Source organism: Pseudomonas sp. A6 (genome assembly GCF_052367875.1).
GTDB lineage: Bacteria > Pseudomonadota > Gammaproteobacteria > Pseudomonadales > Pseudomonadaceae > Pseudomonas > Pseudomonas citronellolis.
The window spans coordinates 4,254,193-4,276,073 of the sequence record NZ_CP198970.1 but is presented as its reverse complement, the minus strand read 5'-3'; the positions used below and the strand labels follow the sequence as shown (position 1 = coordinate 4,276,073).

The window sequence follows — 21,881 nt, the reverse complement described above, 5'->3', positions numbered from 1 at the left end:
GCGCCCCGGCCGTTCAGTGGACGAAGGCCTTGCGCCCGGCATAGTGGGCGGTGCCACCGAGCATTTCCTCGATGCGCAGCAACTGGTTGTACTTCTCCACCCGCTCGCCGCGGCAGGGCGCGCCGGCCTTCAGGTGGCCGGTGCCGAAGGCCACGGTGAGGTCGGCGATGAAGCTGTCGACGGTCTCGCCGCTGCGGTGCGAGACCATCGCGCCCCAGCCGTTGTTGTGGGCCAGCAGCACGGTGGTGCGGGTTTCGCTGAGGGTGCCGATCTGATTGGGCTTGATCAGCACGGCGTTGGCGGTGTGTTCGAGGATGCCGCGGCGGATGCGTTCGGCGCTGGTCACGAAGAGGTCGTCGCCGACCAGTTCGATGCGCTGGCCGAGCGCCGCGGTCAGGCGCTTCCAGCCCTCCCAGTCGTCTTCCGCCAGGCCGTCTTCCAGCACCACTATGGGGTAGCGCTGCACCCAGTCGGCGTACAGCCCGATCATCTCGTCGGCGTCCAGCAGGCGGCCTTCGCTGTGCAGGCGGTAGAAGCCGTTCTCGTAGAGGGCGCTGGGCGCCGGGTCGATGGCCAGCTGGACCTGCTCGCCGGGGCGGTAGCCGGCGGCCTCGATGGCTTTCATCAGCAGGTCCAGAGCCTCGGCGTTGTATTTCAGCGGCGGGGCGAAGCCGCCTTCGTCGCCCACCGAGGTGGAGAAACCCCTGGCCTCCAGCAGGGTGCGCAGGTGCCGGTAGATTTCCGCGCCCCAGCGCAGCGCCTCGCGGAAGCTGCCGGCGCCGGAGGGGACGATCATGAATTCCTGGAAGTCGGTGCCTTGCCAGTGGGCGTGCACGCCGCCGTTGAGCACGTTGAACATGGGCACCGGCATGCGCGTGGCCTGCTCGCCGCCGAGGTAGCGGAACAGCGGCATGCCGCTGGCGGCCGCCGCCGCGCGGGCCACCGCCAGGCTGACGCCGAGGATGGCGTTGCTGCCCAGGCGCGCTTTGTTCGGCGTGCCGTCGCACTGCAGCATCGCCAGGTCCACCGCCGTCTGCTCGCTGGCGTCGTGGCCGCGCAGCAACGGGGCGATCTCGCTACGGATGTTGTGCACCGCGCGCAGCACACCCTTGCCCGCGTAGCGCGCGGGGTCGCAGTCGCGCAGTTCCACCGCCTCGTGCTTGCCGGTGGAGGCGCCCGAAGGCACCGAGGCGCGCCCCTGGGAACCGTCTTCCAGAGTCACGTCCACTTCCACCGTCGGGTTGCCCCTTGAGTCGAGGATTTCCCGGGCGTCTATCTGCTTGATGAATACGGCCATGCCGCTCTCCTTCAGTCGTTCGAATGCTTACGCGGGGTGTTCACAGCTGCGGGCGCAGGTAGCCGCCGGCCACGCCGCGCCTGGACAGCACCCATTGCCAGAGCTGGATGTCGCGGGCGCGGAAGGCGCCGGCGCAGGACAGCAGGTAGTAGCGCCACATGCGCCGGAAGCGCTCGCCCAGCGCCGAGAAGCGCGGCCAGGCGGCTTCGAAGTTGGCGTGCCAGGCCATCAGCGTGCGGTCGTAGTAGGCGCCGAAGTTGTGCAGGTCCTCGACCACGAAGAGGCCGTCCGCGGCGTCGCCGACCTGGCCGATGGAGGGCAGGTCGCCGTTGGGGAAGATATAGCGGTCGATCCATGGGTCGGGCCGGGCGCGGCGTTCGTTCTTGCCGATGCTGTGCAGCAGGAACAGGCCGTCGTCGGCCAGGCAGCGCTGGGCCACCTGCATGAATGCGCGGTGGTTCTTGTGCCCGACGTGCTCGAACATGCCGACGCTGGCGATGCGGTCGAACTTGCCGGTCAGGGTGCGGTAGTCCTGCAGGCGGAACTCCACGGGCAGGTCGCGGTAGCGGTCGCTGGCCCAGTTCGCCTGCTCCTGGGAGACGGTCACGCCCACGCATTCCACGCCATGGTGCTGGGCGGCATAGGCCATCAGGCTGCCCCAGCCGCAGCCGATGTCCAGCAGGCGCATGCCCGGCTCCAGCCGCAGCTTGCGGCAGATCACTTCCAGCTTGGCTTCCTGGGCCTGCTCCAGGGTGGTGGCCGTTTCCCAGTAGCCGCAGCTGTAGGTCATGCGCGGGTCGAGCATGGCCTGGTAGAGCGCGTTGCTCAGGTCGTAGTGGCGCCGGCCCACCTGCCAGGCGCGCCTGGTGTTCTGCAGGTTGAGCAGGCGGTAGCGCAGGGCGTGGGCGAGCAGGCGCCAGGGCTGCACTTCGCGGTCGAGCCGGGCGCGCAGCAGGCGGTGGAAGAATTCGTCGAGGTGCTGCGCGTCCCAGTCGCCGTCCATGTAGCTTTCGCCCAGGCCCAGGCTGCCCTGGCCCAGCGCGCGCTCGAATACGCGCGGGCGCAGCACCTGCATGTCCCAGGGGCGCTGGCCGTTGATCTGGATGCCGGCCTTGTGCAGCAGGCCGGCGGCGAGCCGCTGCAGCTCCGGGTCCGGGCCGGCTGGCGACGACGGCCAGGGCGCATCATCGTGCAGGGGAGTGCCCACTTTGCTACCTCCAGGTGCTGAGGCCAGCTCGTGCCTATGGCGAAGCGAGGCTGGCGGGAAGGACGACCTGAACGAAGTGGGGCGGCGGATACGAAAAATGCCTACCGCTCCCGCCTTCGCGAGTTCGGTAGGCATCATCAGCTGACGGCGTCAGCGGTTAATGGAGAATGCCATCTCCTGTGGAAACTCTATCACCGGCTCCCGGGCTTGCAAGAAACCCGGGGCCTTCGGGGCGTCAGTCCTCCAGCAGCGCCTTGTTGCGCACGGCGCCCTTATCCGCACTGGTAGCCAGCAACGCATAAGCCTTCAGCGCCGTACTGACGCGACGGGCACGCGGCTGCGCCGGCTTCCAGCCCTTCTTGTCCTGCTCGATGCGGCGGGCGGTGAGTTCTTCATCGCTGACCAGCAGGTTGATGCTGCGGTTGGGGATGTCGATCAGCACCTTGTCGCCGTCCTGCACCAGGCCGATGGCGCCGCCCGCGGCGGCTTCCGGCGAGGCGTGGCCGATGGACAGGCCCGAGGTGCCGCCGGAGAAGCGGCCGTCGGTGAGCAGGGCGCATTGCTTGCCCAGGCCCTTGGACTTCAGGTAGCTGGTGGGGTAGAGCATTTCCTGCATGCCCGGGCCGCCTTTCGGGCCTTCGTAGCGGATGATCACGATGTCGCCCGGCTTCACTTGGTCGGCGAGGATGCCTTTCACCGCGGCGTCCTGGCTTTCGAAGATTTTCGCCGTGCCCTCGAAGACGTAGAGGGATTCGTCGACGCCGGCGGTCTTCACCACGCAGCCATCCAGCGCGATGTTGCCGTACAGCATGGCCAGGCCGCCTTCTTGCGAATAAGCGTGCTCGACGCTGCGGATGCAGCCTTCGGCGCGGTCGTCGTCCAGGCTCGGCCAGCGGGTGTTCTGGCTGAACGCGGTCTGTGTGGGGATGCCGGCGGGGCCCGCCTTGAAGAAGGTGTGGACGGCTTCGTCGCGGGTCTGGGTGATGTCCCACTGGGCGATGGCGTCGGCCATGCTCGGACTGTGCACGGTCGGCACGTCGGTGTGCAGCAGGCCGCCGCGGGCCAGCTCGCCGAGGATGGAGAAGATGCCGCCGGCGCGGTGCACGTCTTCCAGGTGGTACTTCTGGATGTTCGGCGCCACCTTGCACAGTTGCGGCACCTTGCGCGACAGGCGGTCGATGTCGCGCAGGTCGAACGGCACCTCGCCCTCCTGGGCGGCGGCCAGCAGGTGCAGGATGGTGTTGGTCGAGCCGCCCATGGCGATGTCCAGGCTCATGGCGTTCTCGAAGGCGAGTACGTTGGCGATGCTGCGCGGCAAGACCGAGGCGTCGCCTTCGCCGTAATAGCGCTGGCACAACTCCACGGCCAGGCGCCCGGCGCGCAGGAACAACTGTTCGCGGTCGGCATGGGTGGCCAGGGTGGTGCCGTTGCCCGGCAGGGCCAGGCCCAGGGCTTCCACCAGGCAGTTCATCGAGTTGGCGGTGAACATGCCGGAGCAGGAGCCGCAGGTGGGGCAGGCGCTGCGTTCGTATTCGGCGACCTTCTCGTCGGAGCAGGAATCGTCCGCCGCGACCACCATGGCGTCGACCAGGTCCAGGCCGTGGCTGGCCAGCTTGGTCTTGCCGGCTTCCATCGGGCCGCCGGAGACGAACACCACCGGGATGTTCAGGCGCAGGGCGGCCATCAGCATGCCGGGGGTGATCTTGTCGCAGTTGGAGATGCAGACGATGGCGTCGGCGCAATGGGCGTTGACCATGTATTCCACGGAGTCGGCGATGATCTCGCGGCTCGGTAGGGAATAGAGCATGCCGTCGTGGCCCATGGCGATGCCGTCGTCCACGGCGATGGTGTTGAATTCCTTGGCCACGCCGCCGTGCTTCTCGATCTCGCGGGCGACCAGCTGGCCCAGGTCCTTCAGGTGCACGTGGCCGGGCACGAACTGGGTGAAGGAGTTGGCGATGGCGATGATCGGCTTCTTGAAGTCTTCGTCCTTCATCCCGGTGGCGCGCCAGAGGGCGCGGGCGCCGGCCATGTTGCGGCCGTGGGTGGAGGTTTTCGAGCGGTAGTCTGGCATGGGTGTTCCTATCGGCTGATCAGGGCTTTTTCTTGTCTTGTGGGGTTCAGGCGGGCGGGGTGCCTGTTCGATGCGCCGACTCGTAGGCCGCCACCGACTTGCGGATTTCCTCGCGGGCGTCGTCCAGGCTGCCCCAGCGCTCCATGCGCACCCATTTGCCGGGCTCGAGGGTCTTGTAGTTCTCGAAGAAGTGCTGGATCTGCTTGAGCAACAGGTCGCTCAGGTCGCTGCACTGGCGCAGGTTGGCGTACAGGGTGCTGAGCTTGTCGTGGGGCACGGCGATGATCTTGGCGTCCGGCCCGGCTTCGTCGGTCATGTACATCACGCCGAGCGGGCGGCAGCGCAATACCGTACCGGGCGCGACCGGGCAGGGGGCGACGACCAGGATGTCCAGCGGGTCGCCGTCCTCGCTCAGAGTGGATGGAATGAAGCCGTAGTTGGCCGGGTAGAACATCGGCGTGCTGAGGAAGCGGTCGACGAACAGCTGGCCGCTGGCCTTGTCCAGCTCGTACTTGATCGGCGCATGGTTGGCCGGGATTTCGATCACGGCGTAGAGATCGTCCGGGATGCCCAGGCCGGCGGGGAGGTCGGTGAAGCTCATGTCGCGGGTCTCCGTAAACGTCAGGTGGCAGGGGTGTCGCGGTCGGCCTTGCGCTTGCCCACGGTGCCCATTTCCACGGGGGTCTTCACGTAGAACAGGGCGAGGTCCTCGGCCTCCAGGCGTTCGAACAGGCGCTCGCACTCGTCCTCGGTGACGGCCAGGCAGATTTCCACCGGCTGGTCGGCCAGTTCGAAGAAGTGGTAGGAGTGCACCCGCCCGGCGTGGCCGAAGCCTTCCGCGCCGACGACCAGGGTGGCGCCCTTGAGCTTCATGCCCCGGGCCAGGTCGACCATCCAGTCGGTGATCAGCTTGCCGCCGTGGCGGCGGCTCTGTTGGGTGAAGAATGTCACCAGGTAGCCTTTCATGATTGCGTCTCCGTCAGCGTGCGCCCAGCAATGTGTAGGTTAGAACGCCCGCGGCCGTTGCCAGCAGCGAACCTACGACGTGCACCGCGATTTCTCCCAGCGCCCAGGCCACGCGGCCGGTCTGCAGCAGCGAGAAGGTTTCCGCGGAAAAGGTCGAGAAGGTGGTCAGGCCGCCGCAGAAGCCGGTGATCAGCAGCAGGCGCCATTCCGGGCTGAGGCTCGGGTTGGCGGCGAAGAAGGCCACGGCCAGGCCGACGACGTAGCCGCCGATCATGTTGGCGGCCCAGGTGCCCGGCGGGATGGTGGGGAACAGGGCGTTGAGCTGCAGGCCGAGGAACCAGCGCAGCAGGCAGCCGATGGAGCCGCCGAGGACGATCACCAGGATGGATTTCAACATGCCGGCGAGCCCCCATGGAAAGAGGGTACGGGCGATGCGGGGGAGGGGAGTGGGTGGGGTGTCGCGGTCACGGTCCGGTCCTTTTGCAAAAGGACAGGACGCACACCTACGCACCCTGTCCAGGGTTCACGTAGGCATCATCAGCACGGGGGCGGTTAAAGGAGGAATGCCATCTCCTGCGGCGAAAGCTAGCACTTTTGCCGCGCCGGGGGAAAGCCCCCCGGCACGCCTTGCAGGCATGGGCCGATCAGGTTCTTCTAAGCTGCAACGGGTGACGCCCGGCGGGTATTCCGCTGGACCCAGGAGCCGCTTGCCTGCGCAGGGCCCGCGCTCCGCCAACGAGGAGACATGATGGAGCCATCGCAGCAGCGGGCCCCGGAGACGGCCGGCAAGACAGGCCGCGCCGCCTGGCTCAACGCCACGGTCGTGGGGGCGGGGGTGACCAGCGCCCTGGGCGATTTCTGCTACGAGACCACCACCGTGATCCTGCCGGGGTTCCTGGCGGTGCTCGGGGTGCCCGCCGCCGCGCTGGGCACCATCGAGGGCATCGCCGATGCCCTGGCCGCCTACACCAAGATGTTCTCCGGCTACATCGCCGACAAGCTGGGGCATCGCAAGCTGCTGGTGGTGGTCGGCTACGGGCTTACGCCGGTCGGCCAGGTGCTGCTGGCCCTGGCGCTGGGCTGGCCGCTGATCCTCCTCGGGCGGCTGGTGTCCTGGTTCGGCAAGGGGCTGCGCGGGCCATTGCGCGATGCCATCGTGGTCCAGGCGGTGACCGCCGAGACCCGCGGCCGGGCCTTCGGCTTCCACCGCGCGATGGATACCCTGGGCGCCGTGGCCGGGCCCCTGCTGGGCGTCGCGCTGCTCGGCTGGGCCCAGCAGCTGCACTGGGACGATGACAGCGGGCCGTTCCGCCTGGTGCTGTGGCTGAGCGTGATTCCCGGAGTGCTCGCCGTGCTGGCGTTCCTGACCCTGGTGCGCGACCCGCAGCATTCGCCGAACCCGCAATTGAAACTGCTGCAGACGCTGAAGGGCCTGCCCCTGCGCTTCAAGCGCTACCTGGGGGCGGTCGCGGTGTTCGGCGTCGGCGACTTCAGCCACAGCCTGCTCATCCTCGCCGCCACGCAGCTGCTGGCCGGCAGCCTGGGCCTGGTCCAGGCGGCGCAGGTGGCTGGCCTGCTGTACGTCTGGCGCAACCTGGTGCAGGTGCTGACGTCCTATCCCGTCGGCGCGCTGGCCGACCGCCTGGGCTCCCTGCCGGTGCTGGTGGCCGGCTATGCCCTTGGCGTCCTCACGGCGCTGCTGGCGGCCCTGGCCTTCTGGCTACGGGTGGACAGCCTGCCGCTGCTGGTGCTGCTGTTCACCGTCGCCGGGCTCTACGTCTCGGTGCAGGAGGCCCTGGAGTCCACCGTGACCGCCGACATGGTGGAGCCGCAGACATTGGCCCTGAGCTATGGCGCGCTCGGCACGGTGAACGGCACCGCTAAGTTCATTTCCAGCGCCACCGTCGGGCTGCTCTGGAGCGCCGTCTCGCCGGTGCTCGCATTCGTCTGCGCCGCCGTGCTGATGGCCGCGGGCAGCGCCGCGCTGGCCCGGCTGCCGGCCCGCGCCGGCTAGCCGTTACGGCCTCAGGCCGGCTCGCCGAAGACCTGCGCATACAGGTCGGTGCCGAAGGCGGTGGCCAGCGGCTCGCCCTCGACGATGCGGAAGGTCCGCCCGCCGTCGTCCCGGCGTTCGGCGCGCAGGAACAGGCTGCCTTCGGGCGGCTCGCGGTAGAGGCTTTCGGCGAAGTCGTGGAGGTGGGTGACGAAGAAGGTCTTCACCCCGGCCTCGGCCAGGGCGCGCACGACCTGGCGGGCGATTTCCGAGCCCTCGCGCTCGTTGGTGGCGGCGAAGGATTCGTTGCACAGCAGGATGGAGCGCGGGCTGAGGTGGTCGACGATGTCGCTCATGCGCGCCAGTTCCTCGTCCAGCTTGCCGCGCCTCATGCTGGCGTCTTCCTCGCGCTTGTAGTGGGTGTACAGGCCGTCGCAGAGGTTGGCGCGCAGGCGCCGGGCCGGGACGAACAGGCCACACTGCAGCATCATCTGGGCCAGGCCGATGCTGCGCAGGAAGGTGGACTTGCCGCCCTGGTTGGCGCCGGTGATGACGAACAGCCGGCGGCCGTCGCCGGCCAGGTCGTTGCCCACCACCTGGCGCCGCATGTTCAGCGCCAGGCAGATGTCGTAGAGGCCTTCGAAGGCCTGCTGGTACTGCCCGGCGGGGGCGACCTCGGGGAAGCCGATTTCGCAGCGCAGCTCGCTCAGGCGCTCGCGCAGGTTCAGGCAGCCGATGTAGAACGCCAGCTCCGTGCGCAGCATCTCGAAGAAGCTGGTGATGTGCTCGGCCGCCTGGGCGAGGGCGTTGGCGACTTCGTTGGCGCCCCTGTCCTGCAGCTCCGCCAGCGCCGTGGCGCCGGTTTCGTCGCGCTCGGCGATCTCGTAGACGTAGCTCTCCGGTTTCTTCTGCACCAGGCGCTGCAGCCAGTTGCCCCGGGGTTTGGGGTAGCGCCGCAGGCAGTAGTCCACGCCGCGGTTCAGCGGGCCCAGGCGGGCGCTGACGAGGAAGCCCTTGCGCAGCTTGAGCTGCTCGAAATGCGCATTGAGTTCGGCGAAATACTGGTCGCTGATTTCCTCGCGGATCAGCCCGAACAGCTTGCCGAAGCCGTCCGAGGCGAAGCGCCCGGCCTGCTCGTCGGCCATCCGCCGCAGGCGCCGGAGCAGGTCGATCTGCAGGTGCAGCAGCTTCAGCGAGCGGTGCATGATGCTGCTGGGGTACTTGGTCATGAAGCTCAGGTAGACGTTTTTCTCCAGCCCCAGCACATCCAGGGCGAGCTGGTACAGGTCGCGCACCAGCGCCTGGTTGGCCAGGCAGTCGCGCAGCACCGCCTGGCGATGGCCGACCACCTCCTGGGTGCTGTCGAAGGCGGTCAGCAGGGCGCAGCGGGCGACCTGGCGGAGGAACTTGTCGTCGCCGGCCATGGCGTCGAACAGGCTGTCCAGGGCCAGGTCCTGGACCAGGTCGTCGGCGTGCAGCGGCGGTTGCCTGTCCAGGTCGAAGTCGGCCTGCGGGTGCATGAGATGGGCTTTCATGGCTGGATGCGCTCCTTCACGCTGGCGTAGGTGAGGCGGTGCTTGCGGGCGATGGAGAGGGCGTAGGACAGCCGGTCCGGCGGCTTGCGCAGGACCTTGAAGGTGCGCCGGGACGGGTCGTCCGGGTCGACGCAGCTCATCATGCTGACGATGGTCTCGCCCATCTGCGTCAGCTCGTGGATGAAGGTGACGCACACGCAGAGGGCGTCCAGTTCGATGATCCGCCCGAGGATCTTCTGACCGAGGAAGGCGGCGTCGGCGGCGGTGGTCGAGGAGAAGATTTCGTTGATCAGCACCAGGCTGCGCTCGCTGGCGCCTTCGAGTATGCCGCGGGCGCGGAGCAGGTCGTCCTGCAGCTTGCCGCGCAGGTCGCCGGGGCGCTCCTGTTTTTCGAACAGGGTGAACAGGCGGTCGAAGAGGAACAGCTCGGCGGACCCGGCCGGCACCCGGCAACCGATGCAGGCCAGGTAGTGCAGCTGGCCGAACAGGCGGGCGAAGGTGGTCTTGCCGCCCTGGTTGGGGCCGGAGACCACCAGGATGCGTTCCCGTCCGGCAAGCTCGAAGTCGTTGCACACCACCTCCAGCTTGTTGCTGTTGCGCACCAGGCGGCTGGCCAGGGCAAGGTCGAAGGCGTTGCGGGCGAACACGGCCTTGCTGTCGGTGCGCACGCCGGGGAAGCAGAAGCTCATGCCGGCCTCCACCAGCGGCTGGATGTAGGCCAGGTACGCCAGGTAGAACTGCACCTCGCGGTCGAAGGTTTGCACGGTGTCGTCGAGGAAGCCGGCATGCCTGTCGCAGAATTCCGCCTGCTCGGCGAAGACCTCCGGGTAGAGCTGCGCCACCATGTCCAGCACCGCCGCCTCGACGTGGTTCATGCCCGGCCATTCGTTGAACTTGGCGTGGTAGTCGCGCACGTCGCCCTGGCGGAACTTGGCGAAGGTCCTGTCGATGGCCGTGCCGATGTCCTCGGTCGGCTCGTAGCGCTGGACGCGGACCTGGTTGCCGCTGATCAGCATCGAGTAGGTGACGGCGCCGAGCCCGTCGAGCAGGTGGCGGGTGTCGCCGGCCAGGCCGGCGAAGCGTTCCGAGGCCAGGTAGCGCCCCAGGTACGCCAGCAAGCCGCGCAGGCCGCGCGACTCGAAGGGGCGGGCGGCCAGGGCCTGGGCCAGCTGGCTGAGGGTGGCGCAATAGACGCGCACCGCCTCGACGAAGCTGCGCTGCTGCTGGCGCGGGTAGTAGAGCTTCTCTTCCGGCACCAGGTGGCGGCGCACGGCGCGCATGCCGGCGGCGAAGGCCTGGATGTCGGCGAGCAGGCCGGAGTCGAGCAGGTCGTGCATCACCTCCTGGCGGTAGACGATGGCGTCGAGGTCGTCCAGGTGGGTGTAGAAGAACGGCTCCAGGTCGTACTCGTGGCGGTCGGCGGTGATGGCGTCGACCACCTGGTCGAGGTTCAGGTCCTTGAAGCAGGGCGGCGGCGCGCCGGCCAGGGGAGGGCGCCGGGCGCCGGGGAAGAGGATGCTGTGGAAGTCGCCGGCTTGTGTGTCCGCGACGCGCGGATCGAGCGCGGCGGTGCCGGAAAGCGGCTGCATGGCTGATGACATGATCCATTCCTCCGGGGGCGGATGTCGTCCGGGGTCATGCAGGCATCATCAGCACGGGGGCGGTTAAAGGAGGAATGCCATCTCCTGGGTTTCAACCCTAGCAGAATCCCGTTGCGTCCGCCGGTGCTTGACGACAGACTTCATCCCTGATTTATTGAAACCGGTTTCATAACCCTTCCAGCAGAAGCGCATACAAAAGGATCGAAAGGGTGAACGACATGCTGCCGCCTGCCCGCGGGCGGGTCACCATCAGCGAGGTGGCCCGTGCTGCCGGCGTCTCCAAGGCCACGGTCTCGCGCTACATCGGCGGCGACCGGCAACTGCTCGCCGACGCCACCGCCCAGCGCATCGAGGCGGTGATCGAGCAGCTCGGCTACCGCCCCAACCGCATGGCCAGCGGCCTCAAGCGCGGCCGCACGCGGCTGGTGGGCATGCTCCTGGCGGACATCCGCAACCCTTACTCCATCGCCGTGATGCACGGCGTGGAGACCGCCTGCCGCCAGCACGGCTACAGCCTGGTGGTGTGCAACACCGACCGCGACGACGAGCAGGAGCGCCTGCACCTGGAGGCGCTGCAGTCGTACAACGTCGAAGGCCTGATCGTGAACACCCTCGGCCACCACGCCGGCGAGCTGGCCAGCCTGGCCCGCGAGCTGCCCATGGTGCTGGTGGACCGCCAGCTGGAAGAGCTGCGCTCCGACCTGGTGGGGCTGGACAACGCCGATGCCGTGGAGCAGGCCCTGGACCACCTGCAGGCCCGCGGCTACCGCGACATCCTGGCGGTCAGCGAGCCGCTGGACGGCACCAGCTCGCGGCAGGAGCGGGTGGCCGCCTTCCAGGCCTCCATCGCCCGCCGGCCCGGCCTGCGCGGCCAGGTGCTGGAAACCGGCGGCGACCTGCGCGGGCAGCTGGCCGCCTTCCTCGCCGGCGCCGGGCACGGCCCGCAGGCGCTGTTCACCTGCAACGGCGTGGCCACCCTGTGCGCCACCCGCACCCTGCACGAGATGGGCGTGCGCCTGTTCGACGAGGTCGGCCTGCTGGCCCTCGACGAACTGGACTGGTACCCCCTGGTCGGCGGCGGCATCACCGCCCTGGCCCAACCCACCGAACGCATCGGCCAGGCGGCCTTCCAGTGCCTGCTGGAACGCCTGCAGGGCGCCACGCTGCCGGCGCGGCGCCTGGACCTGCGCGCCGAACTCATCGTCAGAGGCTCCACCCCAGCACGCGGCTGAAACCGGGGCGGCCCGGCGCCGCTCTGGTTTTCGGCTAGAAATGAAACCGGTTTCATCCGGCTGAACGAGAAGGACAAGAACAATGCACGCGAACCCCGTATCCATCAGCCTGTCCAGTTTCGGCGCCGATGCCGTGCGCCAGCGGGGCCAGGCCGCCTACCTGGCGCTGCTGGCCGAGGCCGGCGCGAGCCGCGTCGAATGGCGCGAAGAACTCTTCGACGCGCTGCCCGATGCCGCCACCCTGGCTGCGGCCAGCGCCGCCCAGGGCCTGGAAAGCCTGTACTCGGCGCCGCTGGAGCTGTGGCGCGCCGACGCCAGCCTGGAGCCGGCGGTGGCCGAACGCCTGCGCCTGGCAGGGGAGGCCGGCGCCGTGGCGCTGAAGGTTTCCCTCGGCCACTACCGCGACGAATGCGACCTGGAGGCCCTGCGCCCCTTGCTGGCGCAGGGGCCGGCGCTGCTGGTGGAGAACGACCAGACCGCCCAGGGCGGCCGCGTCGAGCCGCTGCTGCGCTGCTTCCGCCGCGCCGCCGAGCTGGGCCTGCCGCTGGCCATGACCTTCGACATCGGCAACTGGCACTGGCAGGGCGAGTCGCCGCAGCAGGCCGCGCGCCTGCTCGGGCCCTGGGTGCGCTACGTGCATTGCAAGGCGGTGCGCCGCCGCGAGGACGGGCGCCTGGTGGCCGTAGCGCCGCAGCCCGCCGACCTCGACGAGTGGGAGGCGCTGCTGGCGCGCTTCGCCCCCGGCGTGCCGCGCGCCATCGAATACCCGCTGGCCGGCGACGATCTGGCCAGCCTGACCCGCGAGCAGGTCGCGCAACTGGCGCAGCTGGGCCGCGCCGCGGAGGTGCGCCATGGCTGAACACGACGTGCTCTGCTTCGGCGAGACCATGGCCATGTTCGTCGCCGAGCAGTGCGGCGACCTGGCCGAGGTGGAAGGCTTCGGCAAGCGCATCGCCGGCGCCGACAGCAACGTGGCCATCGGCCTGGCGCGCCTGGGCCTGCGGGTGAACTGGCTGAGCCGGGTGGGCGACGACTGCCTGGGCCGCTTCGTGCTGGCCAGCCTGCGCCGCGAGGGCCTGGACTGCGACGGCGTGGAAGTGGACGCGCAGCACCCCACCGGCTTCCAGCTCAAGGCCCGCTGCGACGACGGCAGCGACCCGCGGGTGGAATACTTCCGCCGCAATTCGGCGGCCAGCCGCATGTCGCCGACGCTGCTGCGTCCGGGCCTGCTGCGCGCCCGCCATCTGCACGCCACGGGCATAGTGCCGGCGCTTTCGGCGAGCTGCCGCGAGCTGTCCCATCAACTGCTGGACGCCATGCGCGCCGCCGGCCGCAGCGTCTCCTTCGACCCCAACCTGCGCCCCTCGCTGTGGCCGGACCGCGCCACCATGGTGCGCGAGATCAACGCCCTGGCGTCCAAGGCCCACTGGGTGCTGCCGGGCCTGGAGGAGGGCCGCCTGCTGACCGGCCGCCAGTCGCCCGAGGCCATCGCCGGCTTCTACCTTGAACAGGGCGTGGAGTGCGTGGCCATCAAGCTCGGCGCCGAGGGCGCCTACTTCCGCGATGCCGACGGCCGCGAAGGCGTGGTGCCGGCGCAGCCGGTGGCGCGGGTGGTGGACACCGTGGGCGCCGGCGACGCCTTCGCCGTGGGCGTGATCAGCGCCCTGCTGGAAGGCTGCGACCTGCGCCACGCGGTGGCCCGCGGCAACTGGTGCGGCAGCCGCGCGGTGCAGTCGCGTGGCGACATGGAAGGCCTGCCCCTGCGCCACGAACTCGAAGCCCACGACGCCCGCCTGCGCGCCTGACCCGGACCCTAAGATCGCCGGCCCGGCCGGCACCTGTTGCGACAAGAACAACAAGCTCAGGAGAAATGCCATGCAGATCGACCGACTCGCCCCACGCCGCTGGTGGCACATCATGCCCATCGTCTTCATTACCTACAGCCTGGCCTACCTGGACCGCGCCAACTACGGCTTCGCCGCCGCCTCCGGCATGGCCGGGGACCTGAACATCACCCCGGCGCTGTCCTCGCTGCTGGGCGCGCTGTTCTTCCTGGGCTACTTCTTCTTCCAGGTGCCCGGCGCCATCTACGCCGAGAAGCGCAGCGTGAAGAAGCTGATCTTCGCCAGCCTGATCCTCTGGGGCGGCCTGGCCACGCTCACCGGCATGGTCCGCGACGTCTACCTGCTGGTGGGCATCCGCTTCCTGCTGGGCGTGGTGGAGGCGGCGGTGATGCCGGCCATGCTGATCTACCTCTGCCACTGGTTCACCCGCGCCGAGCGCTCGCGGGCCAACACCTTCCTGATCCTCGGCAACCCGGTGACCATCCTCTGGATGTCGGTGCTCTCCGGCTACCTGGTGAGCCAGTTCGACTGGCGCTGGATGTTCATCATCGAGGGCCTGCCGGCGGTGCTCTGGGCCTTCATCTGGTGGCGCCTGGTGGATGACCGCCCGGCCCAGGCCAAGTGGCTGGACGAGGCCGAGAAGGCCGCGCTGCAGCGGGCCCTGGCCGCCGAGCAGCAGGGCATCAAGCCGGTGAAGAACTACCGCGAGGCGTTCCGCTCGCCCAAGGTGATCATCCTCTGCCTGCAGTACTTCTGCTGGAGCATCGGCGTGTACGGCTTCGTGCTCTGGCTGCCGTCGATCCTCAAGCAGGCCTCGGGCCTGGACATCGTCAGCGCCGGCTGGCTGTCGGCGCTGCCGTACCTGGTGGCGGTGCTGGCGATGCTCGGGGTGTCCTGGGCCTCGGACCGCCTGCAGAAGCGCAAGCGCTTCGTCTGGCCGCCGCTGCTGGTCGCGGCCCTGGCCTTCTACGGCTCCTACGCCCTGGGCAGCCAGCACTTCTGGGCCTCCTACGCGCTGCTGGTGATCGCCGGCGCCTGCATGTACGCGCCCTACGGGCCGTTCTTCGCCATCGTCCCGGAAGTGCTGCCGAGCAACGTCGCCGGCGGCGCCATGGCGCTGATCAACAGCATGGGCGCGCTGGGCTCGTTCTCCGGTTCCTGGCTGGTGGGCTACCTCAACGGCGCCACCGGCGGGCCCGGCGCCTCCTACCTGTTCATGTGCGGCGCGCTGCTGGCGGCCGTCGCCCTGACCGCCATCCTCAACCCCTCGCAGAAAGCCGAGCGCCTTCGTCCGGCGTTGGGCCACTAGGAAGATTCGACCATGAAGAAACGCATCGTCCTCTACAAGCGCCTGTCCGACGCGCTGATGCAGCGCCTGCAGGCTCATGCCGAGGTGACCCTGATCGAGGACCCGGCCGCCGACGGCCTGGCCCGCCTGCGCGCGGCGCTGCCCGGCGCCCAGGGCCTGCTGGGCGCCAGCCTGCGCCTGGACGCCGGGCTGCTGGACCTGGCGCCGCAGCTGGAGGTGGTCTCCAGCGTCTCGGTGGGCGTGGACAACTACGACATCGCCGAGCTGGAGCGCCGCGGCGTGCTGCTCACCAACACCCCCGACGTGCTCACCGAGACCACCGCCGACACCGGCTTCGCCCTGCTGCTGGCCAGCGCCCGGCGGGTGGCCGAGCTGGACCGCTGGATCCGCGCCGGGCACTGGCAGGCCGGCATCGGCCCGGCGCAGTTCGGCTGCGACGTGCACGGCAAGAGCCTCGGCATCGTCGGCATGGGCCGCATCGGCGAGGCCCTGGCGCGCCGCGCCCAGGCCGGCTTCGGCATGCAGGTGCTGTACAGCGCGCGGCGGCCGCGGCCGGAAGTGGAGGCCCGCTACGGCGCGCGCCATCTGCCGCTGGATGCGCTGCTTGGCGAGGCCGACTTCGTCTGCCTGTGCGTGCCGCTGAGTGCCGAAACGGAAGGGCTGATCGGCGAGCGCGAACTGGCGCTGATGAAGCCTTCGGCCATCCTGGTGAACATCTCCCGCGGCCGCGTAGTGGACGAAGAGGCGCTGCTGCGGGCCCTGCGCGAGCGGCGCATCCGCGGCGCCGGCCTGGACGTCTTCGTGCGCGAGCCGCTGCCGGCGGATTCGCCGCTGCTGCAGCTGGACAACCTGCTGGCGACGCCGCACATCGGCTCGGCCACCGAGGAAACCCGCGAGGCCATGGCCCGCTGCGCGGTGGACAACCTGCTGGCGGCACTGGCCGGCGAGCGCCCGGCGAACCTGGTCAACCCCGGCGCCTGGGCGCGTCGATCCGGTTGAACCGCCGCCTTTTCACCCGGTCCGACCCGTGACCGACCCTCTGCCTGCAAGGACCTGCCCATCATGATCAAACCCGCCGCCCTGACCCTGCTGCTGTGCGCCGGCACCGGCCTGTTCGCCGGGCCGGCCAGCGCCGCCCAGCAATACGACCTGCTGGTCGGCACCTACACCGGCGCCGGCAGCCAGGGCATCTACCGTTACCGTTTCGACAGCGCCAGCGGCCACATCCAGGCCGAGGCGCTGCAGGTGGTGCCCAGCGAAAACCCCTCCTGGCTGACGCTCAATCCCGACCAGACGCGCCTCTACGCCGTCAACGAGAACGGCCCCGGCGCGAGCGACCCGCTCGGCAAGGTCAGCGCCTTCGCCATCGACCCGGCCAGCCACCAGCTGAGCCTGCTGAACCAGGTGCAAAGCCGCGGCGACGAGCCCACCCATTCCAGCCTGGCGGCCGGGGGAGGGCACCTGTTCGTGGCCAACTACGCGGTGCACCCGGACCCGGGCGGCAACCTGGCGGTGCTCGGCATCGACGAGCAGGGCCAACTGACCGGCGTGGTGCAGCAGGAGCGCCACGGCGCCTCCCGCGTCAACCCCGAGCGCCAGGCCAGCAGCCACGTGCATTCGGTGGTTTCCGGGGTGGACGGGCGCTACGTCTACGTGCAGGACCTGGGTGCGGACAAGGTCTTCATCTACCGCTACGAGGCGGCCAACCGCGAACACCCGCTGAGCCTGGCGCAACCGGCGGCGGTGGACCTGCCGCCGGGCAGCGGCCCGCGCCACCTGCTGTTCAGCCGCGATGGCCGTTATGCCTATCTGACCCTGGAGATGGCCGGGCAGATCGCCGTGTTCGAGGTGCGCGACGGCCAGCTGAAGCGCACGCAACTGGTGGACATGGCCGCCGGCCAGGACACTGCGCACAAGGCTGCCGCTGCCGTGCATCTGTCGCCGGACGGGCGCTTCCTCTACGCCAGCAACCGTGGCAAGGCCAGCGAGCTGCTGGTGTATGTGGTGGATCCGGCCAGTGGCCAGTTGAAAGAATTGCAGCGGCGCTCGGTGGAGGGCGTCGAGCCGCGCGAGTTCAGCCTGGATCCCAGTGGCCGTTTCCTGTTGGTGGCGAACCAGAAGAGCAACCAGGTCGTGGTCATGCGCCGCGATCCGGACAGCGGCAAGTTGGGGGAGACGGTGCAGAGGTTCGACATCGATTCGCCTTCTGATCTGAAGTTCCTGCGGTGAGGTTGGGGTGATGAAGAGCACCCTCACCCCAGCGAAAAGCAAAAGCAAAAGCGCGCTTGCTCTTGGACTTCCAGGGAAATATCCGCGCGCACCGGAACGCCCCTTCAGAAGGCCGAACGAAACCCGCGCTCAGGAGGTCATGCGACATGGATGTCGCGAGAGCCCCGCGGGCTACAGGGACGTACCCTCGGGGCGGGCCTCCGTGGCGGGGGAGTTCGTGAGGGTAGCCCGACTCTGTCGGGCCCGTATGCGGGGCAAGCCTTTTTGGTTCCTTTTGTGGCGTTTGACAAAAGGGACTCGCCCGAGGGGGCGAAACGAGAAATCTCCGCAGACTCGGAGCGGCGCAAACACACCCAAACAAGAAGTCTCTGGGTTCCCGCGTTCGCGGGAATGACGGGGGTGAAGCGGGGGTGAAGATCGGAGTAGAGGCCCAGACCCCGTAAACGAATCCATGACCACCAGACCGATGACCCCAGCGCGCTTTCGATAGCCACCTATGCTTACCGACACGAACAACAGCCCCGCGCGCCCGGCACCACCGGCCGCAAAAGGGGCGAGAAGACCTACACGACCTGATTGACCTGTTGGAAAAAGGAGAGACCCAGCCATGTCCAACGACGACCCGTCCGCCGCGCAACCGGCGCGGCGCGACTTCCTGCGCAAGTCCCTGGCGCTGATCCCGGTGGCCACCCTGGCCGGCACCGGCGTGGGCAGCGTGGTGCTTGGTGGCCCTAGCACGCCCGCGGCCGACCCGCAGCCCGCCGCCGAGCCGCAGCAGGGCGGCGCGCGCGCCTACCAGCCGACTTTCTTCACCGCCCAGGAATGGGCCTTCGTCCAGGCCGCCGTGGCCGTGCTCATCCCCACCGACGCGCTGGGCCCGGGGGCCGCGGACGCCGGCGTGCCGGAATTCATCGACCGCCAGCTGAACACCCGCTACGGCAGCGGCGGGCTCTGGTACATGCAGGGGCCCTTCCACCCGGATGCCGCGCCGGAGCTGGGCTACCAGCTCAAGCTCAGCCCGCAGGAAATCTACCGCCTGGGCATCCAGGAGACCGATGCCTGGTGCAAGGCCAAGTGGAACAAGCCCTTCGCCGAGCTGGACGCGGCGCAGCAACAGCAGGCGCTGGAAGCCCTGGACGGCGGCAAGGCCGAATTCCAGGCGGTGCCGGCGGCGACCTTCTTCGCCATGCTCTGGCTGAACACCCGCGAGGGCTTCTTCAGCGACCCGCTGCACGGCGGCAACCAGGGCCTGGCCGGCTGGAAGCTGATCGGCTTCCCCGGCGCCCGCGCCGACTTCATGGACTGGGTGGAGCGCGACGAGCGCTATCCCTTCCCGCCGGTTTCCATCAGTGGCGAGCGAGGTTGAGGCAATGGCCCAGGTATTGAAGAAAGTCGATGCGGTCATCGTCGGGTTCGGCTGGACCGGCGCCATCATGGCCAAGGAACTGACCGAGGCGGGGTTGCAGGTGGTGGCCCTGGAACGCGGCCCGGCCCGCGACACCTACCCCGACGGCGTCTACCCGCAAACCATGGACGAGCTGACCTACAACTCGCGCAAGAAGCTGTTCATGGACATCTCCCGCGAGACCGTGACCCTGCGCCACGGCCTCGACGACCTGGCCGTGCCCTACCGCCAGTTCGGCGCCTTCCTGCCCGGCACCGGCACCGGCGGGGCGGGGCTGCACTGGTCGGGCGTGCATTTCCGCGTCGACCCGGTGGAACTGCGCCTGCGCAGCCACTACGAGGAACGCTACGGCAAGGCTTTCATCCCCGAGGGCATGATCATCCAGGACTTCGGCGTCAGCTACGACGAGCTGGAGCCGTACTTCGACTTCGCCGAGAAGGTCTTCGGCACCTCCGGCACGGCCTGGTCGATCAAGGGCCAGGTGGTGGGCCGCGACAAGGGCGGCAACCCCTTCGCCGCCGACCGTTCCAGCGACTTCCCGCTGCCGGCGCAGAAGAACACCGTGTCCGCGCAACTGTTCGAGAAGGCCGCCCGCGAGGTCGGCTACCACCCCTACAACCTGCCCTCGGCCAACACCTCCGGGCCCTACACCAACCCCTACGGCGCGCAGATGGGGCCGTGCAACTTCTGCGGCTTCTGCAGCGGCTACGCCTGCTACATGTACTCCAAGGCCTCGCCCAACGTGAACATCCTGCCGGCGCTGCGCCAGGTGCCAAACTTCGAACTGCGCAACAACGCCCACGTGCTGCGGGTGAACCTCAACGCCGAGAAGGACCTGGCCACCGGCGTCACCTACGTCGACGCCCAGGGCCGCGAAGTGGAGCAGCCGGCGGACCTGGTGATCCTCGGCGCCTTCCAGTTCAACAACGTGCGCCTGATGCTGCTCTCGGGCATCGGCAAGCCCTACGACCCGGTGAGGAACGAGGGCGTGGTGGGGCGTAACTTCGCCTTCCAGAACATCTCCACGGTGAGCGCCTTCTTCGACAAGGCCAGCCACCACACCAACCCCTTCATCGGCGCCGGCGGCAACGGCGTGGCGGTGGACGACTTCAACGCCGACAACTTCGACCACGGCCCCCACGGCTTCGTCGGCGGCTCGCCGTTCTGGCTCAACCAGGCCGGCACCAAGCCCATCGCCGGGGCCAAGGTGCCGCCGGGCACGCCCAAGTGGGGCAGCGCCTGGAAGGCCGCGCTGGCCGACAGCTACCGGCACATGCTGGCGATGGACACCCATGGCGCGCACCAGTCCTACCGCGACAACTACCTGGACCTCGACCCGGTGTACAAGGACGCCTACGGCCAGCCGCTGCTGCGCATGACCTTCGACTGGAAGGACAACGACGTGAAGATGAACCGCTTCATGGTCGCGCAGATGCGCAAGATCGCCGATGCCATGGGCGCCAAGGTGGTCACCGCGCCGATGAAGGAATTCGGCCAGCACTTCGACGCCACCGTGTACCAGACCACCCACCTCAACGGCGGGGCGATCATGGGCACCGACCCCAAGACCAGCGCCTTGAACCGCTACCTGCAGGTGTGGGACGTGCACAACGTGTTCGTCCCCGGCGCTTCGGCCTTCCCCCAGGGCCTGGGCTACAACCCCACCGGGCTGGTGGCGGCGCTGACCTACTGGTCGGCGCGGGCCATCCGCGAGGTTTACCTGAAGCACCCGGGCCCGCTGGTGCAGGCATAGGAGGCCGGAACATGAAGACATTCCTCAGCGCCGCCCTGGCCATGGCCGCCAGCACCGCGCTATACGCCGCCGATGCGACCGACCCGGCGCAGGTGAAGCAGGGCGAATACCTGGCCCGCGCCGGCGACTGCGTGGCCTGCCACACTGCCAAGGGCGGCGAGCCCTTCGCCGGCGGCCTGCCGATGGCCACGCCCATCGGCACCATCTACTCGACCAACATCACCCCGGACAAGACCGGCATCGGCAACTACAGCTACGAGGACTTCGAGCGCGCCGTGCGCCAGGGCATCGGCAAGGGCGGCAGCACCCTGTACCCGGCCATGCCGTACCCGTCCTATGCCCGCGTCCGCGACGAGGACATGCGCGCGCTCTACGCCTACTTCATGCACGGCGTGGCGCCGGTGGTGCAGGAGAACAAGGACAGCGACATCCCCTGGCCGCTGAGCATGCGCTGGCCGCTGGCGATCTGGCGCGGGTTGTTCGCCCCCGAGGTGAAGCCCTTCGCCGCCGCCGGCCAGGACCCGACCCTGGCCCGCGGCGCCTACCTGGTGGAAGGCCTGGGGCACTGCGGCGCCTGCCATACGCCACGGGCGCTGACCATGCAGGAGAAGGCCCTGGCCGCCGCCGACGGCCCGGCCTACCTGTCCGGCAGCGCGCCGCTGGAAGGCTGGATCGCCAAGAACCTGCGCGGCGACCACAAGGACGGCCTGGGCAACTGGAGCGAGGCGGAGATCGTCGCCTTCCTCAAGACCGGGCGCAGCGAGCGCAGCGCGGTATTCGGCGGCATGAGCGACGTGGTCGAGCACAGCATGCAGTACATGACCGAGGCCGACCTGACCGCCATCGCCCGCTACCTGAAGTCCCTGCCGCCGGTGAACCCCGACGACAAGCCGTTCCGGGAAGACCGCCAGGTCGCCGGGGCGCTGTGGAAGGGCGACGACGGCAAGACCGGCGCCGCGCTCTACGTCGACAACTGCGCCGCCTGCCACCGCACCGACGGCAAGGGCTACGCCCGGGTGTTCCCGGCGCTGGCCGGCAACCCGGTGCTGCAGAGCGCGGACGCCACCTCGCTGATCCACATCGTGCTCGACGGCAGCACCCTGCCGGCCACGGCGACGGCGCCTTCCACCTTCAGCATGCCCGGCTTCGCCTGGCGCCTGTCGGACCAGCAGGTGGCCGAGGTGGTCAACTTCATCCGCAGCAGCTGGGGCAACCAGGCCGAGCCGGTGGATGCCGGGCAGGTGAAGGCCTTGCGCAGCCAGCCCAGGCCGGAGCTGAAGGCGGCGACGTTGATCGGTGATACCACGGGGGCGAAGGAGGCGCCGTAGGGGGGGCGCCGCCGCCGGCGGGTCCAATCGCGGACAAGGTCCGCTCCTACGGTTCCAGGAAGCACGGCCGTAGGAGCGGACCTTGTCCGCGATAGCCGACGGCAAACA

The 21,881-nt window shown here is 69.1% G+C and carries 18 protein-coding genes and 3 riboswitches; of the genes, 10 read left to right on the top strand and 8 right to left on the bottom strand.

Annotated elements, in window-relative coordinates; genetic code table 11:
• Window positions 1-13: 13 nt before the first annotated feature.
• From eno to crcB, 6 genes are all read right to left on the bottom strand, one after another.
• Window positions 14-1,297 carry a phosphopyruvate hydratase gene (gene eno, locus ACTWJ5_RS18760; RefSeq protein WP_444436296.1) on the bottom strand — a complete coding sequence of 428 codons (1,284 nt, stop codon included), beginning with the start codon at window positions 1,295-1,297 and terminating at the stop codon, window positions 14-16.
• Between the two features lie 40 nt (window positions 1,298-1,337).
• Window positions 1,338-2,420 carry a cyclopropane fatty acyl phospholipid synthase gene (cfa, locus tag ACTWJ5_RS18755; protein WP_444439616.1) on the bottom strand — a complete coding sequence of 361 codons (1,083 nt, stop codon included), beginning with the start codon at window positions 2,418-2,420 and terminating at the stop codon, window positions 1,338-1,340.
• A gap of 205 nt (window positions 2,421-2,625) precedes the next feature.
• Window positions 2,626-2,691: riboswitch (Fluoride riboswitch) on the bottom strand.
• A gap of 48 nt (window positions 2,692-2,739) precedes the next feature.
• Window positions 2,740-4,578 (bottom strand): dihydroxy-acid dehydratase, encoded by a 1,839-nt coding sequence (gene ilvD / locus ACTWJ5_RS18750; protein ID WP_444436295.1) that lies wholly within the window; start codon window positions 4,576-4,578, stop codon window positions 2,740-2,742.
• Between the two features lie 46 nt (window positions 4,579-4,624).
• Entirely contained in the window at window positions 4,625-5,179 is a 555-nt protein-coding gene (gene ppa, locus ACTWJ5_RS18745) for an inorganic diphosphatase (protein WP_253392845.1), read from the bottom strand.
• A gap of 20 nt (window positions 5,180-5,199) precedes the next feature.
• Window positions 5,200-5,544, bottom strand: a complete 345-nt coding sequence (locus ACTWJ5_RS18740) for a DUF190 domain-containing protein (protein ID WP_074978396.1) — start codon at window positions 5,542-5,544, stop codon at window positions 5,200-5,202.
• A gap of 13 nt (window positions 5,545-5,557) precedes the next feature.
• Window positions 5,558-5,941: a fluoride efflux transporter CrcB gene (gene crcB / locus ACTWJ5_RS18735; RefSeq protein ID WP_009622628.1), complete on the bottom strand. Its 384-nt coding sequence runs from the start codon at window positions 5,939-5,941 to the stop codon at window positions 5,558-5,560.
• Between the two features lie 124 nt (window positions 5,942-6,065).
• Window positions 6,066-6,127: riboswitch (Fluoride riboswitch) on the bottom strand.
• A gap of 162 nt (window positions 6,128-6,289) precedes the next feature.
• Between crcB and ACTWJ5_RS18730 the strand changes: the two genes are divergently transcribed.
• Window positions 6,290-7,558: an MFS transporter gene (locus tag ACTWJ5_RS18730; protein WP_444436294.1), complete on the top strand. Its 1,269-nt coding sequence runs from the start codon at window positions 6,290-6,292 to the stop codon at window positions 7,556-7,558.
• 11 nt (window positions 7,559-7,569) lie between these two features.
• On the opposite strand, the gene ACTWJ5_RS18725 is transcribed toward ACTWJ5_RS18730, so the two are convergent.
• A complete protein-coding gene (locus ACTWJ5_RS18725; RefSeq protein WP_444436293.1) occupies window positions 7,570-9,072 on the bottom strand; it encodes a MutS-related protein in 1,503 nt (500 codons plus the stop codon).
• Entirely contained in the window at window positions 9,069-10,673 is a 1,605-nt protein-coding gene (locus ACTWJ5_RS18720) for a MutS-related protein (RefSeq protein ID WP_444436292.1), read from the bottom strand. Before ACTWJ5_RS18720 ends, ACTWJ5_RS18725 begins: the two co-directional genes overlap by 4 nt.
• 32 nt (window positions 10,674-10,705) lie before the next feature.
• Window positions 10,706-10,767: riboswitch (Fluoride riboswitch) on the bottom strand.
• Between the two features lie 124 nt (window positions 10,768-10,891).
• Here ACTWJ5_RS18720 and ACTWJ5_RS18715 point away from each other — a divergent pair.
• From ACTWJ5_RS18715 to ACTWJ5_RS18675, 9 genes are all read left to right on the top strand, one after another.
• Entirely contained in the window at window positions 10,892-11,905 is a 1,014-nt protein-coding gene (locus tag ACTWJ5_RS18715; RefSeq protein WP_009622620.1) for a LacI family DNA-binding transcriptional regulator, read from the top strand.
• Between the two features lie 82 nt (window positions 11,906-11,987).
• The gene (locus ACTWJ5_RS18710) at window positions 11,988-12,764 is read left to right on the top strand and encodes a xylose isomerase (RefSeq protein ID WP_009622618.1); all 777 of its coding nucleotides are present in this window, start codon (window positions 11,988-11,990) and stop codon (window positions 12,762-12,764) included.
• Window positions 12,757-13,710, top strand: a complete 954-nt coding sequence (locus tag ACTWJ5_RS18705; RefSeq protein WP_074978401.1) for a sugar kinase — start codon at window positions 12,757-12,759, stop codon at window positions 13,708-13,710. Before ACTWJ5_RS18710 ends, ACTWJ5_RS18705 begins: the two co-directional genes overlap by 8 nt.
• A 70-nt stretch (window positions 13,711-13,780) precedes the next feature.
• A complete protein-coding gene (locus tag ACTWJ5_RS18700; RefSeq protein WP_074978404.1) occupies window positions 13,781-15,058 on the top strand; it encodes an MFS transporter in 1,278 nt (425 codons plus the stop codon).
• A 12-nt stretch (window positions 15,059-15,070) separates the two neighbouring features.
• Entirely contained in the window at window positions 15,071-16,057 is a 987-nt protein-coding gene (locus tag ACTWJ5_RS18695; RefSeq protein ID WP_444436291.1) for a 2-hydroxyacid dehydrogenase, read from the top strand.
• Window positions 16,058-16,120: 63 nt separating this feature from the next.
• Window positions 16,121-17,287: a lactonase family protein gene (locus tag ACTWJ5_RS18690; protein WP_444436290.1), complete on the top strand. Its 1,167-nt coding sequence runs from the start codon at window positions 16,121-16,123 to the stop codon at window positions 17,285-17,287.
• Between the two features lie 607 nt (window positions 17,288-17,894).
• Window positions 17,895-18,653: a gluconate 2-dehydrogenase subunit 3 family protein gene (locus ACTWJ5_RS18685; RefSeq protein ID WP_069864609.1), complete on the top strand. Its 759-nt coding sequence runs from the start codon at window positions 17,895-17,897 to the stop codon at window positions 18,651-18,653.
• A 4-nt stretch (window positions 18,654-18,657) separates the two neighbouring features.
• A complete protein-coding gene (locus ACTWJ5_RS18680) occupies window positions 18,658-20,445 on the top strand; it encodes a GMC family oxidoreductase (RefSeq protein ID WP_444436289.1) in 1,788 nt (595 codons plus the stop codon).
• An 11-nt stretch (window positions 20,446-20,456) separates the two neighbouring features.
• A complete protein-coding gene (locus ACTWJ5_RS18675) occupies window positions 20,457-21,773 on the top strand; it encodes a c-type cytochrome (RefSeq protein WP_444436288.1) in 1,317 nt (438 codons plus the stop codon).
• Window positions 21,774-21,881: the final 108 nt, after the last annotated feature.